This window comes from Streptomyces albipurpureus (assembly GCF_023701525.1).
GTDB lineage: Bacteria > Actinomycetota > Actinomycetes > Streptomycetales > Streptomycetaceae > Streptomyces > Streptomyces albipurpureus.
Map to the genome: position 1 here is coordinate 106840 of NZ_JAMQAW010000012.1, position 14475 is coordinate 121314.

Annotated in this window: 8 protein-coding genes; 4 read left to right on the forward strand and 4 right to left on the reverse strand. The window is 67.4% G+C overall.

Features of this window, described 5'->3' with window-relative positions; genetic code table 11:
* Nucleotides 1-262 precede the first annotated feature (262 nt).
* Nucleotides 263-2209: a flavin monoamine oxidase family protein gene (locus tag NBG84_RS16220; protein WP_250920160.1), complete on the forward strand. Its 1947-nt coding sequence runs from the start codon at nucleotides 263-265 to the stop codon at nucleotides 2207-2209.
* Between the two features lie 487 nt (nucleotides 2210-2696).
* Here NBG84_RS16220 and lysA read toward each other — a convergent pair whose 3' ends face one another.
* Nucleotides 2697-4046, reverse strand: a complete 1350-nt coding sequence (lysA, locus tag NBG84_RS16225) for a diaminopimelate decarboxylase (RefSeq protein ID WP_250920161.1) — start codon at nucleotides 4044-4046, stop codon at nucleotides 2697-2699.
* A gap of 365 nt (nucleotides 4047-4411) precedes the next feature.
* Here lysA and NBG84_RS16230 point away from each other — a divergent pair, with 365 nt between their 5' ends.
* Nucleotides 4412-4903, forward strand: a complete 492-nt coding sequence (locus NBG84_RS16230; protein ID WP_250920162.1) for a hypothetical protein — start codon at nucleotides 4412-4414, stop codon at nucleotides 4901-4903.
* A gap of 266 nt (nucleotides 4904-5169) precedes the next feature.
* Here NBG84_RS16230 and NBG84_RS16235 read toward each other — a convergent pair whose 3' ends face one another.
* On the reverse strand, nucleotides 5170-7452 hold the full coding sequence (locus tag NBG84_RS16235) for an ATP-binding cassette domain-containing protein (protein ID WP_250920163.1): 2283 nt from the start codon (nucleotides 7450-7452) through the stop codon (nucleotides 5170-5172).
* 452 nt (nucleotides 7453-7904) lie between these two features.
* On the opposite strand from NBG84_RS16235, the gene NBG84_RS16240 reads away from it, so the two are divergent.
* Together NBG84_RS16240 and NBG84_RS16245 are read left to right on the forward strand one after the other, a co-directional pair.
* On the forward strand, nucleotides 7905-10337 hold the full coding sequence (locus NBG84_RS16240; protein ID WP_250920164.1) for a chitinase C-terminal domain-containing protein: 2433 nt from the start codon (nucleotides 7905-7907) through the stop codon (nucleotides 10335-10337).
* A gap of 264 nt (nucleotides 10338-10601) precedes the next feature.
* Nucleotides 10602-11792 (forward strand): alpha/beta hydrolase family protein, encoded by a 1191-nt coding sequence (locus NBG84_RS16245; RefSeq protein WP_250920165.1) that lies wholly within the window; start codon nucleotides 10602-10604, stop codon nucleotides 11790-11792.
* A gap of 205 nt (nucleotides 11793-11997) precedes the next feature.
* Here the strand turns inward: NBG84_RS16245 and NBG84_RS16250 are convergent, their stop codons facing one another.
* Both NBG84_RS16250 and NBG84_RS16255 read right to left on the reverse strand, forming a co-directional pair.
* Nucleotides 11998-12918 (reverse strand): N-acetyltransferase, encoded by a 921-nt coding sequence (locus tag NBG84_RS16250; protein WP_250920166.1) that lies wholly within the window; start codon nucleotides 12916-12918, stop codon nucleotides 11998-12000.
* A gap of 298 nt (nucleotides 12919-13216) precedes the next feature.
* Nucleotides 13217-14347, reverse strand: a complete 1131-nt coding sequence (locus NBG84_RS16255) for an alpha/beta hydrolase (RefSeq protein ID WP_250920167.1) — start codon at nucleotides 14345-14347, stop codon at nucleotides 13217-13219.
* Nucleotides 14348-14475 lie beyond the last annotated feature (128 nt).

The window sequence follows — 14475 nt, forward strand, 5'->3', positions numbered from 1 at the left end:
CGGGGCTGTTGGTCGCCGAGGACAGTGGCTGCGGCGCCCGTCTCGGTGCGCTTTGGTGCCTCCCGGTCGCCCAGCAGAAGGAGGGTCCGCGGCCGCCGGTATGGGGCGCCCCGAGCCACCCAGCAGGGGGCGGCAACTGATTTCGCATCAGAATGCCAATGGAACAACGAATTCAGTTATTACAAAGCCGCATATCTGCGGTATAGCATGCCCAACTAGCAATCCAGGTCCGGAATCCGCACATCTCTTGTAGGGGTTGGGCATGCCCAGATTCAGTGATCGCGAGCTCGGAATGACCCGGAAGATCACCCGCAGGGACTTCATGGATGGTGTGGCGGTCAGCGCCGCCGGTGTGGCGATCGCAGCGGCAGTGCCCGGCGTCGCGCAGGCCGCACCGGGTACTCATGGCCGTGGCCCTGGTCACGGCCACGGACACGGCGGGCACACCCAGTACCCGCCGACGGAGACGGGTCTGCGAGGCCAGGAGCCCGGGTCGTTCGACGTCGCCCACTCGGTGCGCAACGGCGACTTCAAACCGGGCAGCATCAAGGACACTCGCGAATCCTTCGACCTCGTCGTTGTCGGCGGAGGGTTGAGCGGCCTGGCGGCAGCGCACTTCTACCGCAAGGCCGTTGGACCGCGCGCTCGCATCCTCATCCTCGAAGCACTTGACGACTTCGGCGGGCACGCACGGCGCAACGAGTTCCGGGTGGGCCGCCACACGCTGCTCTCCAACGGCGGAACCGTGAACATGGACACCCCCAGCACCTGGTCCCGCGAGGCGTACAGGCTGGTGACCAAGGACCTCGGCGTCGACCTCAAGGCGCTGGAGGCAACGGTGAAACCCAACGCCTACCAGCAGTACGCACTGCGCAGCGGCACCCTCTTCAACTCGGAACGCTGGGGCAAGGACCGCCTGGTGATCCGGGAGTCCGGCGAATCCTGGGCGTCCTACGTCACCAAACTCCCGATGAGCGACGCGAGCAGGGCCGCGCTCGTCCGGCTGTACACCACCACCGAAGACTTCCTTCCGGGCCTCACAGACGCCCAGAAGAAGGCGACCCTGGCCCGTATGCCGTACGAGACATATCTGCGCGAGAAGATCGGCATGGACACCGACGCTCTGGCGATCATGAAGCGCGGGACCAACGGGCTGTGGGGAGTCGACGTCGACCGAGTCGCCTCGGCCGACGCCTGGGCGACGGGTCAGCCGGGCTTCAACGGCCTCAACCTGGAGAGCACACCCTGGCCGGGTGCCGGGTTCACCCCGCTGATGCAACTCGCGGCGACCGAGGGCGACGGCAACTACTACTTCCCCGAGGGCAACGCCACGTTGGCGCGGCTGCTGGTCAGCAAACTGGTCCCGCACGCCTTCAAGGAGCGCCGCCTGGACTGGACGGAGGCGCCCACGGCGACGGCTCGCTACGCCAACCTCGACGACTCCGACTCCCCCGTCCGCATCCGGCTGTCGAGCACGGCGTTCCAGGTGCGCAACGAGGGTCGCCACGGCGCGACCGTCAGCTACTCCAAGAACGGGCGCAGCTACCGGGTGCGCACCAAGGGCGTCGTGATGGCCTGTTGGAACTCGGTCGCCTCCTACATCGTTCCCGAACTGCCCGCCGACCAGGTCGAAGCGATGCGCTACGGCGTGAAGGTGCCGCTCGTGTACGCCCGGGTCGCCCTGCGCAACTGGCGTGCCTTCGCCAACGCCCGCGTTTCCCGGGTGAGCACCCCGTCGCTCTACTTCAGCAGCTTCGGATTGCCCACCGTGACGGAGATCGGCGACTTCAAGATGCCGCACCGCCCCGAACTGCCGACCGTCATCTCCCTGTCCGCGACTCCGAACCTGCCCGGCTCGGGCTCCGCCCGCAACCAGCACAAGGCCGGCCGGCGCGCCCTGGCCGGGATGCAGTTCGAGAGCTTCGAGCGGGAGATCCGCGATTCCATGGCCCGCTCCCTGAGCGCTCACGGATTCGATCCCGGCAAGGACATCACCGCCATCACCGTGAACCGGTGGGCGCACGGCTACTCCTATGAGTACAACTCGCTGGACGACCCGGCGTTGTTCGGCCCCGAGAACCAGCGGCCGTACGTCAAGGCCCGCCGCCCCGTCGGCCGGATAGCCATCGCCAACTCGGATGCCGAGGCCTTCGGTTACACCCATGCGGCCTTCGACGCCGCCTACCGTGCCGTGTCACACCTGGTGTGAGAAGAGCCGGGCCGCTCGGCCCGGCAGACCCCAGACCCCAGACCCAGGACCCAGTCAACCTGGCACGCTTCCCCCGCGTAACGCCAACGCACCCAACGTTGCCAACGCACTTGCCGCCCCGGGCCCCCATACCTATGGGCCCGGGGCCACAACCGCCGACACACCAGCGCCCAAGACCTGAGCGGCGTTGCCGACAGCCCAGCCAGCGCCGTGCTGATCAGAGACCGCGCCACGCACGGTCAGCTACGAACGGCGGCATCCCCAACCGAACGGCCGGCTTCCCTCATCAGCCGACGAACCAGGGGTCCCAGCCCAGCAGTCACCTCCACCGAGTGCCGCCGTATCGTCGGCGGCGGCGTCGCAACAGCCCGTGGCCCGCACCTCCACACCAGATAACCCTAACCCTAGACTTGAGGTAGAGACTGAGCCTCCGCCGGTCCCTCCCAGCTGCCCCGTCGAGGCCACCCCCGCAACCACCGGCCGGGCCCTATGCCGTCCCGGGGTGCCGGGCCGCGACCAGCCTCCCCACCCCGGAAGGAATCACCACCCCGTCCGGGGCGCTGTCCATGTCCAGGCGCAGCAGGTCCTCCTCGGTCTCACGGCGCACCACGATCCGGGCTTCGCCGTTCCGCACGAACACAACGGCGGGGCGCAGCAGTTTGTTGTAGTTGGACGCCATGGCATAGCCGTATGCCCCGGTGACCGGTGTGGCCAGCACATCCGAGACCCGAAGGTCCAAAGGCAGTGCCGCGTTGTCGATGATCACATCGCCGCTCTCGCAGTGCTTGCCGACGAGACGTGCGCGCAGGGGCCGTGAGGAGCGGGGGCTGCGCGGGAGGAACGCTTCATAACGGCTGGCGTAGAGCGCGGGGCGAAGGTTGTCACTCATTCCACCGTCGACGCTGACATAGGTTCGTACGCCTTCGATCCGTTTGATGGTGCCGACCCGGTAGAGCGTCATCCCCGCGCGGGCCACGATGGAGCGGCCCGGTTCCACCGCCACCTCGCCGTTCCACCCCGCGCCACGAGCGGCATCGCGTACCTGCCGGGCCCATTCGGCGAAGGTGGGCGCGCTCTGCCCGGCCTCGTAGGCGACACCGAGTCCACCACCCACGGTGAGTCGGCACACCCCGGCGTGGGCGGCGAAGCGTGCGACGGCAGCCGCGCCGGCCGCGAGCTCACGGGCGTCGAGCACTTGGGAGCCGACGTGTGCGTGGATGCCTTCCAGGTTCATCGCCGAAGAGGCCGCGGCCCGTCGCACTGCCGCGTCCGCGACTCCGTCGGCGAGGCCAAAGCCGAACTTGGAGTCATTGCCACCGGTGCGTATCGATTCATGGGCGCCGGCGGCGACACCGGGTGCCACCCGCAGCTGGACCTGGGCGGGGGGTAGATCCCCCGCGGCGTGGAGGCGTTCGATCCGATCCATCTCGTCGAAGCTGTCGACCACGATATGGCGTACTCGGGCAGAAACGGCGGTACGCAGTTCGTTCTCGTCCTTGTTGTTGCCGTGGAGGACGATCCGATCGGCCGGCACACCCGCTCGCAGAGCCACCCGCAGTTCGCCGCCGGACGCGACGTCCAGGAGCATTCCCTCTTCATGGGCGAGCCGGGCCATCGCGGTGCAGAGGAAGGCCTTGGAGGCATAGGCGACATTGTCCCGGCCGAAGGCGGAAACGGCCTCGCGGCAACGCTGACGCAGATGCTCCTCGTCGTAGACGAAGAGGGGGGTGCCGAAGCGGCGCGCCAGTTCGGTGAGCGCGATGGCCCCGACGGACAGTCCTGCCGGACCGTCCTCGGAGGTGAGGGGCAGCAGTTCTGCTTCGATGGCTGACGACATGGTTCCTCCCCGGAAGCTGACTCACTCCCAATCCTGTGTCCTGACGGTGAGGCAAAAAAGCGCATTGTTCTCGTGCTGAGCCTCAGCTTTTACGATGCTCTGAGGATCTGTCCCTTTCATCCCGGTGATGCAGTGTGGCCAGGGACCGAGGGTGACCGCTTCGGCTGTATCCGGGTGTCGGTCCACCGATGGGCGGCCACCGGCGTGGGACGCTCGGCACACACGGCCGTAGCCCGTGGCCAGGGCATGCAGCACGGCCGGGTAGGCACTGTGCCGACCCAGGCCACGGAAGCGGTGCGCGACGGCTGCCTGGGGCGTGGGCCGCGACCTGCCGGCCAGCCCCATGACCCTGTGCTGGAGGCCAGATGGATGTCAGTACGTTCTACGCGCTCTTCTCAGCTACGTGTTTCACCCTGGTCGGGCTCTGGTGGAACGTCGTACAGAACCATGCGGACTGGCTGCGCACCCCGACGCTGCGCCGGGTGGTGGGCGGCGTCTACCTCTCCTTTCTCCTGCCCGCGCTGATGGGGCTGTTTGCCCAGGTGGGTGGGGTTGGGACCCCCGAGATCTGGCGAGCGAGCTTTGTGGTGCTGGCGGTGATCGGCTGTGTTTCGACGGTACGTCTGCTGGGGCGTAGCCGGGGCGATGAGGGCGCGGGGACGCTGGCGGCACCGCAGGTGGTGGCGTGTCTTCTCTATCTGCTGATCGCGGTCGTGGGAGTGGCACCGAAGGTCGCGGACCCCATCGGCCTGCGCCCCATTCAGGCGGAGGCGATTCTCTTGAGCCTTCTGGTGCTGATGGGTCATGGCCTGGTCTGGCGCTTCATGGCCGGTGTGGGTCGACCCGCCGCTGACTGACCGGCGCCGGTACACCACCGCGGGCGCGCTGGGGACCGCGGCGAGCCGAGGTCCCCTCCCACCGTGCGGCGGCGCCGCTCTCCGCCTCGGCCCTGACGCACCGATCCGGTCCGCCGTTCCGCCCTCAGGGTCACAGCGGGGAGGTCAGCGGCGAACCGCTTGCCGCCTCCCCGCTACGACCCGGGCCCCATGACCGTCTGCGAACAACCGAAGCAGCCGCTTTCGCGGGTGCGGCCGGGGGCTGAAGGACACGGGCAACCGGGCGGCTACCGGCCCACATACTGGCGCAGATGCCGTGCGGTGAGTGTGTCGGCCGAGGCGACCAGTTCCGCTGGGGTTCCGGTGAACACCACCTGTCCGCCGTCATGGCCGCCTCCGGGGCCAAGGTCCACCAGCCAGTCGGCGTGTGCCATCACCGCCTGGTGATGCTCGATGACGACCACGGTGTTCCCTTCGTCAACCAGCCGATCGAGCAGCGCGAGCAGCTTGTCCACATCGGCCATATGAAGGCCGGTCGTCGGCTCGTCGAGGATGTAGGTGGAGGACTTCTCCGCCATGTGGATCGCCAGCTTGATCCGCTGCCGTTCTCCTCCGGAGAGCGTGTTGAGGGGCTGTCCCAGCCGAAGGTAGCCGAGCCCCACCTCGTTCAGTCGCCCCAGGATGGTGTGCGCCTGGCCGGTGGGGAAGAAGTCGAACGCCTCGGCGATCGACATCCCGAGTACCTCGCTGATGTTCTTGCCGCGCAGCTGGTAGGTGAGCACCTTGGGTGTGAACCGCTTGCCCTCGCACTCCTCGCACACCGAGGCGACACCGGCCATCATCGCCAGATCGGTGTAGACCAGTCCGATCCCGTTGCACTTGGGGCAGGCACCTTCCGAATTCGCGCTGAACAGCGCGGCTTTGACGCCATTGGCCTTGGCGAACGCGGTACGAATGGGTCCCAGTAGACCGGTGTAGGTGGCGGGGTTGGAGCGCCGGGAGCCGCGGATCGGTGACTGATCGGCGACGACGACCCCGTCCTGATCGGCGAGATAGCCATGGATCAGTGAGCTCTTGCCCGAGCCCGCCACTCCGGTGACGACGGTGAGCACGCCGAGCGGAATGTCGACGCTGACGTCCTTCAGGTTGTGGCGATCGGCGCCCTTGACGGAGAGCTGCCCTCGGGGCTCGCGAACGGGCTGACGCAGCTCGGTGCGATGCTCCAGATGGCGTCCGGTGAGGGTGCTGGAGGCGCGCAGTCCATCGACGGTGCCGCTGAAACAGATCTCGCCGCCCGCCTCACCGGCGCCCGGGCCCAGATCCACCACATGGTCGGCGATCGCGATGACTTCGGGCTTGTGCTCGACCACGAGGACGGTGTTCCCCTTGTCCCGGAGCAACAGCAGCAGGTCATTCATGCGCTGGATGTCATGTGGGTGCAGCCCGATGGTGGGTTCGTCGAAGATGTAGGTCACATCGGTGAGGCTGGAGCCTAGGTGGCGAACCATCTTCACGCGCTGGGCCTCACCGCCGGAGAGGGTGGAGGCGGGCCGATCCAGACTCAGATAGCCCAGTCCGATCTCGGTGAGCGAGTCCAGGAGATGGCGCAGATTGACCAGCAGCGGGCCCACGGAAGGATCGTCTACCGAGCGGACGAAGGTGGCGAGGTCGCTGATCTGCATGGCCGAGCACTCGGCTATGTTCACCCCGCCGATCTTCGACGAGAGGGCGGCCTGGCTGAGTCTCGTACCCTCGCACTCAGGGCAACGGGTGAAGACCACCGCGCGGTCGACGAAGGCACGGATATGTGACTGGAGTGACTCGCGGTCCTTGATGAGCCAGGTCCGCTGGAGCTTGGCGGCGAGCCCTTCGTAGGTGAAGTTGCTGGAGCCGACCTTGACCTTGACCGGCTCCTTGTGGAGCAGATCGGCCCATTCCTGCTCGGTGAACTCGTTGAGCTTCTTCTCCGGGTCGAAGAAGCCGGAACCGGTCACGATCGACCAGGGCCACGAGTCCACCGCATGGCCGGGGACGGTGATCGCACCCTCGTTCAGGCTCTTCGCGCGGTCGACGAGTTGATCGGTATCGATCTGTGATACTTCGCCGAGCCCCTCACACCGAGAGCACATCCCCTCGGGGACATTGAAGCTGAAGGCGCTGGAGGTGCCGATGTGTGGTGTGCCGAGGCGGCTGTAGATGATCCGCAGCATGGTGTACGCATCGGTCGCGGTGCCCACGGTGGAGCGTGAGGTGGCGCCCATCCGCTCCTGGTCGACCACGATCGCGGCGCTGAGGTTGTGCAGTCCATCGACGTCCGGGCGGCCCTGGCTCTGCATGAACGACTGGATGAAGGCGGTGTAGGTCTCGTTGATCAGCCGTTGGGACTCGGCGGCGATGGTCCCGAAGACAAGGCTCGACTTGCCGGACCCGGACACTCCGGTGAAGACCGTAAGGCGACGCTTGGGTAGGTCGATATCCACATTGCGTAGATTGTTTTCACGTGCTCCTCGAACCTTGATGACACTGTGACTGTCGGCGGGGACCTGCGGCGGGGAGTCGGCGGCGGACATACGAAGGACCTTTCCTGTACTTGGTCGTTGGCACCTGGAGACACGGCCGGCTGGAGCGGGGCGCGAGCGGCCCTCCCCTGACACACCAGGACAAGCACGGATCTCCAACCCCATCTTCGCGCACCGCGGTGGAGTTCTTGACGATGAGAAGTCTCTCCTTCGGCGGGCGGCCCGGGCCGGGAGGGACGAGACTCGCTGTCAACGAGGAACCGACCGGGCGAAGGGGCGCGGCCCAGGCGCAGCGCCGCGTTCATTGACACCCAGAGGTACCCAAAAGGTCCAGACCTATTGACGCGCTGGTCTAGTCCTTTTAATCTCTGCTCACCTCGGATGAGGTCCTCGGCGTACGCACGCCTGGACCCAACACGCTGTACCCCCACGCATTTTGAGCGAGGCCGAACCACCCCCGCTGCCCCACATGGGCGGCGGGCCCCCCACCAGGAGGACCGACCGTGCTGTCCCTCACCCGTAAGAGAGCATCGCTGCTCGCCGTCGGCGCTGCCGCCGCCGCGCTGGTGGCCAGTTCGCTCTCCTCAGGCGTCTCACAGGCCGCCTCCCAGGAGGCCTGCCGTCCCGACGGCCTCTACTCGACGCCGGGCGTCGATGTGCCTTACTGCTCCGTCTACGACGCCGACGGGCGCGAGAAGATGGGCACCGATCACCAGCGCCGCATCATCGGCTACTTCACCAACTGGCGTACCGGCAAGGACGGCACACCCGCCTACCTCGTCAACGACATTCCGTGGAAGAAGATCACCCACATCAACTACGCGTTCGCGCATGTCGACCAGACCAACAAGCTGTCGGTCGGCGCGGACGGTCCGGACAACGCCTCCACGGGCATGACCTGGCCGGGTGTGGCCGGTGCGGAGATGGACCCGGGCTATGCCTACAAGGGTCACTTCAACCTGCTGAACAAGTACAAGAAGGCCAATCCCCATGTGAAGACCCTGGTCTCCGTGGGTGGTTGGGCCGAGACCGGCGGCATCCTCCAGGGTGACAGCCGGATCAACTCCGGTGGCTTCTACTCGATGACCACCAACGCCGACGGTTCGGTGAACACGGCGGGCATCAACACCTTCGCCGACTCCGCCGTCGACTTCATCAAGAAGTACGGCTTCAACGGCGTCGACGTCGACTACGAGTACCCGACCTCGATGAAGGACGCGGGGCACCCCGCCGACCACACGCTGGCCAACGGCCGCCGCGCGGGTCTTGCCAAGAGCTACTCCGTACTGATGAAGACCCTGCGCGAGAAGCTCGACCGCGCGGGTGCGACGGACGGCAAGCACTACATGCTGACCGTGGCGGCTCCGTCGTCGGGATATCTCCTGCGCGGGATGGAGACCTTCCAGGTACAGAAGTACCTGGACTACGTCAACATCATGTCGTACGACCTGCACGGTGCTTGGAACGAGCACGTGGGTCCCAATGCCGCGCTGTACGACGACGGCAAGGACAGCGAACTGGCCGGCGCGGGCGTCTACAGCACCTCGCAGTACGGTGGCATCGGGTATCTCAACACGGACTGGGCCTACCACTACTTCCGCGGTTCGATGCCTGCCGGCCGCATCAACGTCGGCCTGCCGTACTACACCCGCGGCTTCAAGAACGTCCAGGGCGGTACGGACGGTCTGTGGGGCAAGGCCGCTGCAACCACCTGTCCCGCCGGGTCGAACCTGACTAAGTGTGGCGACGGCGCGGTTGGCATCGACAACCTCTGGACCGAGAAGGACACCGCGGGCAAGGAGTCGCCGGCCGGCTCCAACCCGATGTGGCACGCCAAGAACCTGGAGAAGGGCGTGGTCGGCGACTACGTCACCAAGTACGGCTTCCCGGCCGACACCAAGCTGACCGGCTCCTACGTCCGCAAGTACGACTCGACGCTGGTCGCGCCGTGGCTGTGGAACGCGCAGAAGAAGGTCTTCCTCTCCACCGAGGACGAGCAGTCCATCACCGCCAAGGCCGACTACGTCGTGAACAAGGGCATCGGCGGCACCATGATCTGGGAGCTGGCGGGCGACTACGCCTTCAACGCCGCCAAGGGTCAGTACGAGCAGGGTGAGACCCTCACCACGCTGATGTACGACAAGTTCAAGGCCGCGGCCCCGTACGGTGCCAAGAAGTCGAACGTCGCCCTGCCGGCCGAGGCGATCAACGTCGATGTGGACTTCGGGCAGTTCGCGCTGGGTGACAGCAACTACCCGATCAGCCCGAAGCTGACCATCACCAACAACACCAAGACGGCCCTGCCCGGTGGCACGGAGTTCCAGTTCGACTACGGAACCTCCGCTCCGGCCAACGCCAAGGACCAGTCCGGCTTCGGTGCCACCATCATCAAGAGCGACCACACCGGCAACAACATCGGTGGCCTCAAGGGTGACTTCAACCGGGTCTCGCTGAAGCTGCCGGCGTGGCAGACGGTTGCCCCGGGCGCCTCGGTCCAGCTGGACTTCGTGTACTACATGCCGGTGTCGACCCCGTCGAACTGGACGGTGAAGATCGGCAGCAAGACGTACGCGATCGCCAGCGACCTGACGCGCGGCGCCAAGGTGGTCGAGCCGGACGGCGGAACCACCGGTGGCACGACCACGGGCACCACGGCAGGCACCACCACCGGCACCACGGCTGGAACCACCGCCGGCACCACGGCAGGCACGACCGCCGGCACCACCGCCGGAACCACGGCAGGCACCACCACCGGAACCACGGGCGGCCCCGGTGGCACCTGCACCGCACCGCCGTGGAGCGCGGGTACCGAGTACCCGGGCAGCACCACGGTCTCGCACAAGTCGAAGAACTGGAAGTCGAAGTGGTGGACGAAGGGCGATGAGCCCGGAACCACCGGTGAGTGGGGCGTCTGGACGGATCTCGGTCCTTGCTGACCGGGTGAACCCCTGCTGAACCCCTAGAACCCGAAGGCCCCCGGCGGCGCAATCCCTGACCTTGCCGTCACCGGGGGCCTTCGTCATGCCCCAGGGCAACTGACTCCGGGCCCACCACCCTTACCGCGGCGGCCCCTTGCCGTTGTCACTCGCACCGTGCGGCATCGACGATGCCGTGAGCACAACCCTGGATGGACATCGAGAATGGCGAATAGCGACCCTAGACTGATGCCTTCGGCGACCGAACGATCTAGCGTCTTGCCCATGGTCAAACTCACTCGCACGGCCACGGCCGTCACCCTCGCCCTGTCACTCGCGGCTCCACTCACCATCGCCGGCAACGCGTCCGCCGCGGGCACCGGACAGGACACCATCGCCCAGACCGCACCGGCCTCGGTCGCGGAGTACCCCCGTCTGCCGCGCCCGACCGGCAAGTTCGCGGTCGGCAGCAACACGCTCCACCTGGTGGACCAGTCGCGTACCGACCCCTGGGTCCCCACCGCCGAGGGCCGGGAGTTGATGGTCACCCTGCACTACCCCGCCGCTCGCTCCGGCGACGGCCGCCACGCGCGCTACGCCACCGCTGAGGAGGCCAGGCTGCTCGTCGAGGGTTACGGTTTCGGCCCGGCCGTGCTGCCGGAGAAGCTCAGCGGTATGCGCACCCACAGCAGGGTGGGGGCACGACCCGCGCCGGGTCACTTCCCCCTGGTCGTGCTCTCACCGGGCTTCTCGGTATCTCGCTACACCCAGACCGCTCTGGCCGAGGATCTGGCGAGCCGCGGCTATGTCACAGCCTCCGTCGACCACGCCTATGAGTCGTTCGGTGTCGCCGTCCCGGGCAACCGCATGCTGACCTGTGTCGCCTGCGAGGCGTTGGAGGGGGGTACGCACGGCAGTGTGGTGACATCGACGCGTGCCAAGGATGTGTCCTATCTCCTGGACGCACTGACCGGGCCCTCGCCCGTGTGGCGGAACGCAGAGATGATCGACAGCAAGCGCATCGGCATGGCGGGCCACTCCATCGGGGGTGCCAGTGCTGCCACCTCGATGGCCGCCGATCGGCGGATCGACGCCGGCATCAACATGGACGGCGCGTTCTGGGAGCCGTTGCCCGCGGAAGGGCTCCGCGGGCGGCCGTTCATGATGCTCGGCACCGATGACGACGTGCATCGCCCCGGTGGCCAAGACACCACCTGGGACACGATGTGGCCCACGCTCGACGGCTGGAAGCGCTGGCTCACCGTCGCCGGATCGGATCACATGTCGTTCTCCGACGCTCCCCTGATCACCGAGCACTTCGGGCTGCCGCAAACACCCTTGCCGGCCAAACGTGCCGTCAAACTCACCCGCACCTATGTGGCGGCCTTCTTCGACCAGCATCTCCGAGGCCGGCCACAGCCACTGTTGAAGGGGCCGAGCGACGCCAACCCCGAGGTGAAGTTCCACAGCCCCTGACAGGGCATCAAAACCCCTGCGCACGACCTGGTGATGGCCCGTGCCGCTCCAACGCCCGGCCACCGGAGTCCGATGGCCACTGGCCCCACGGTGATCACCGTGGGGCCAGTGGCTTGAGCCGAGGCGCTCCCGGCTCGGCGCACCGGTGACGGCCTCGCTGGCCATGGGCTGTCCCGCGACCCCGGACCGTCGTGCGGGGCAGACCTCAGGCGGGCCGGTGGTGCCAGCCGCGAGCGGTACGGGTGAGTTCGACGAAGCCGTGCCGCAGCATTCCCTCGATCTCCTCCTTCTCGTCGTGGGTCGCATAGGCGAGGAGCCGTCCCGCGCCGCACAGGGTCAACCACGCCCGCGCCTGGCCGAGGAGCCACGGCAGCAGATCGGGGTGGGCGTCCTGGGGCAGTTCGAGATCGGAGACATCGGCCATTCCACCGGAGCGGACATGCCGCTCGGGGCGGTCCAAGGTGGTGTCCAGCTCGATGTAGGCGATCTCCTCCGCGTCGACCACCGCGCTGAGTCGGGTGCCGAGCACACCGAGTGTGCGCCGCAGGGTCAGCCCGGGCAGCGGCGCGGGGGCGGGTGCGGGCAGATCCGCGACCCGGGCGAGGAAGAGGATCTCCGTCTCCCCCAACTGGACGAACCCCGCCCGCTCCAACACCTCTCGGATGTGCGGCCACTGGTCGGGGACACCGTAGACACCGGGAATGGGCAGCCGGCCGTCGGCGTGGCGCGAGCTCACATGCCAGCGGTTGAACTGCGCGAAACAGGCCGCCATCAGGAGATCGGGGGCCTGCTCGGTACCAGGGTCCTCGGCGACTGAGGGGTGGTGGAGAAACCAGACGATGTGGCCGGTGTCGCGGTAGTCCTCGCTGACATCGGGATCGTTGGCGTAGCGCACCAGGTGGGCGGCGGCAACGATCCGGCCGGCGTGCTCGGCTACCAGCGTCGCCCGTTCGGCTATCCAGGGATCGGTGACGAACTCTTCGGGAGAGCGCTCCAGGCTGCTGAGAACCGTATTGACCGAGGCGACAGCGCCGGGGACGACAGCAGCGGCATGCACATTGATCAGTGTGGTGAGCTGGTCGCGGTCTTCGCGATGAAAAGTGCGCACATGCAGGGTAGCGGGCATGACAGAGCCTCCGTGGAGTCGCGGATGGGGAGGCCGCCATGAGGTGCGGTACGTCAAGCACCATAGCACCCGGCCAGGAAACCCCGTCCGAGCTGGGCTTTCCCTCCGCTCGGGGGGACGGTCAAGGACCGTCGCCAGGATGCTCCAAGGCTCGGACGGGCGGACCGCGACCTGGAGCGGGTGTCCCGTGGAACGGATTTCGGCCGTTCGTCGAGGGCTTTGCGTCCGCGGGCCACCACGCGTGGTCGAGAGCCGGAGCAGCTTGGGACCGCCCCGGCACCTCAGTGGGGATGGTGGATCAGTTCCCCCGGCTCCAGTGGAACTCGATCTCGGGGAAGCGTCGCGAGGGCGCCCTGAGCAGGGGTGCTGGACGGCGGGCGAGAAAGCGGCCGAAGAAGGCCACCGCGTAGGCCCGGGTGATCTCGGCACCCCGATCGGGTGCGAGGGTGCCGAAGGCGTACTGCCACTCCGCAACGGGCCATACTTGACGCAGCCCGATGGCTTCGGCGTAGGCGGGCAGGTCGGTGGCGGTGAGATGACCGCCGCCGTTCAGACGCAGATGCCGGCCCCAACCGTGGTGCGCGGCTCGCCAGCGGCCCCAGCTCTCATGGTCCGGCGCTGAGCTGAGCAGCAGATAGGGACGGTCGAGACCGACATCGGGGACGGTGGTGCCGAACAGTCCGCCATCGAGGTTGAGCCCGGCCAGGAACCGTCGGTCCTGCCGCATGGCCTCAGCGGCTGCCGGACCGCCCATCGAATGCCCGAGCACTCCGATGCGCGGACGCAGCGTATGGCTTTCGGTGAGGCGATCAGCGACAAAGCGAAGATCGGCGGCCCGCACCCCGATTTCCAGGCGGTCCTGAGCGTCCCAGTCGTCCGGGTTGGCGGGCAGGTTGCCGAGCTCCAGTCGCCCATCGGGGAAGCTGACCACCGCGGAGTCATAGGTGTGATCGATGGCGGCCACCAAGTGCCCGTGCGAGGCGAGCTCGATCGCGAGGGAGGTGGTCAACGCCCTGACGGAGCCTCGGCCGTGGCTGAGCAGGATCAGCGTGGGCAGGCGCGGCGCCCGACCGCCGGTGGTCGCCCCGGTGCGTACCCGCGCCAACGAGCCCGCCGGCGCGGCCCAGCCGGTCTCCAGTATCTGCGCAGTACGCGGATTGACGTACTCCGCTTCTTTGGTGCCGGTGGGCGCGCTGGGGAACCAGAGTTGGACCATCAGCTCGCGCGGCCCGGACCGGGGTGCGAAGGGGTCGGTACGGGAGTGATCCACCAAGGCGAGGGAACGAGTGGCCACCAAGAGGCCACCCGAAGGTCTGGGCAGTGGCAGCGGGCCTCCGGATTGGGGGGCAGCGGCGTGGGCGACGCCGGGCAGGGCAGCCGCAACGGCCGCGCCTCCGGCCCCCAGCAGCAGGGAACGACGAGCGAGCACCGAAACCTCCTGGGACCGCGGGCGCTGAAGTGCACCCGGGGCACGCACACCATAATTGGTCCGGACCAATTTTCGGGGGCGTTTGGGATCACTCATCGGCCCTTCCATCAGCCGGAGTTGGCCGGCGA

Excerpts from the sequence above, each read along its gene's own strand:
- NBG84_RS16220 (WP_250920160.1), top strand. The coding sequence starts at position 263 with ATGCCCAGATTCAGTGATCGCGAGCTCGGAATGACCCGGAAGATCACC.
- lysA (WP_250920161.1), bottom strand. The coding sequence starts at position 4,046 with ATGTCGTCAGCCATCGAAGCAGAACTGCTGCCCCTCACCTCCGAGGAC.
- NBG84_RS16230 (WP_250920162.1), top strand. The coding sequence starts at position 4,412 with ATGGATGTCAGTACGTTCTACGCGCTCTTCTCAGCTACGTGTTTCACC.
- NBG84_RS16235 (WP_250920163.1), bottom strand. The coding sequence starts at position 7,452 with ATGTCCGCCGCCGACTCCCCGCCGCAGGTCCCCGCCGACAGTCACAGT.
- NBG84_RS16245 (WP_250920165.1), top strand. The coding sequence starts at position 10,602 with ATGGTCAAACTCACTCGCACGGCCACGGCCGTCACCCTCGCCCTGTCA.
- NBG84_RS16250 (WP_250920166.1), bottom strand. The coding sequence starts at position 12,918 with ATGCCCGCTACCCTGCATGTGCGCACTTTTCATCGCGAAGACCGCGAC.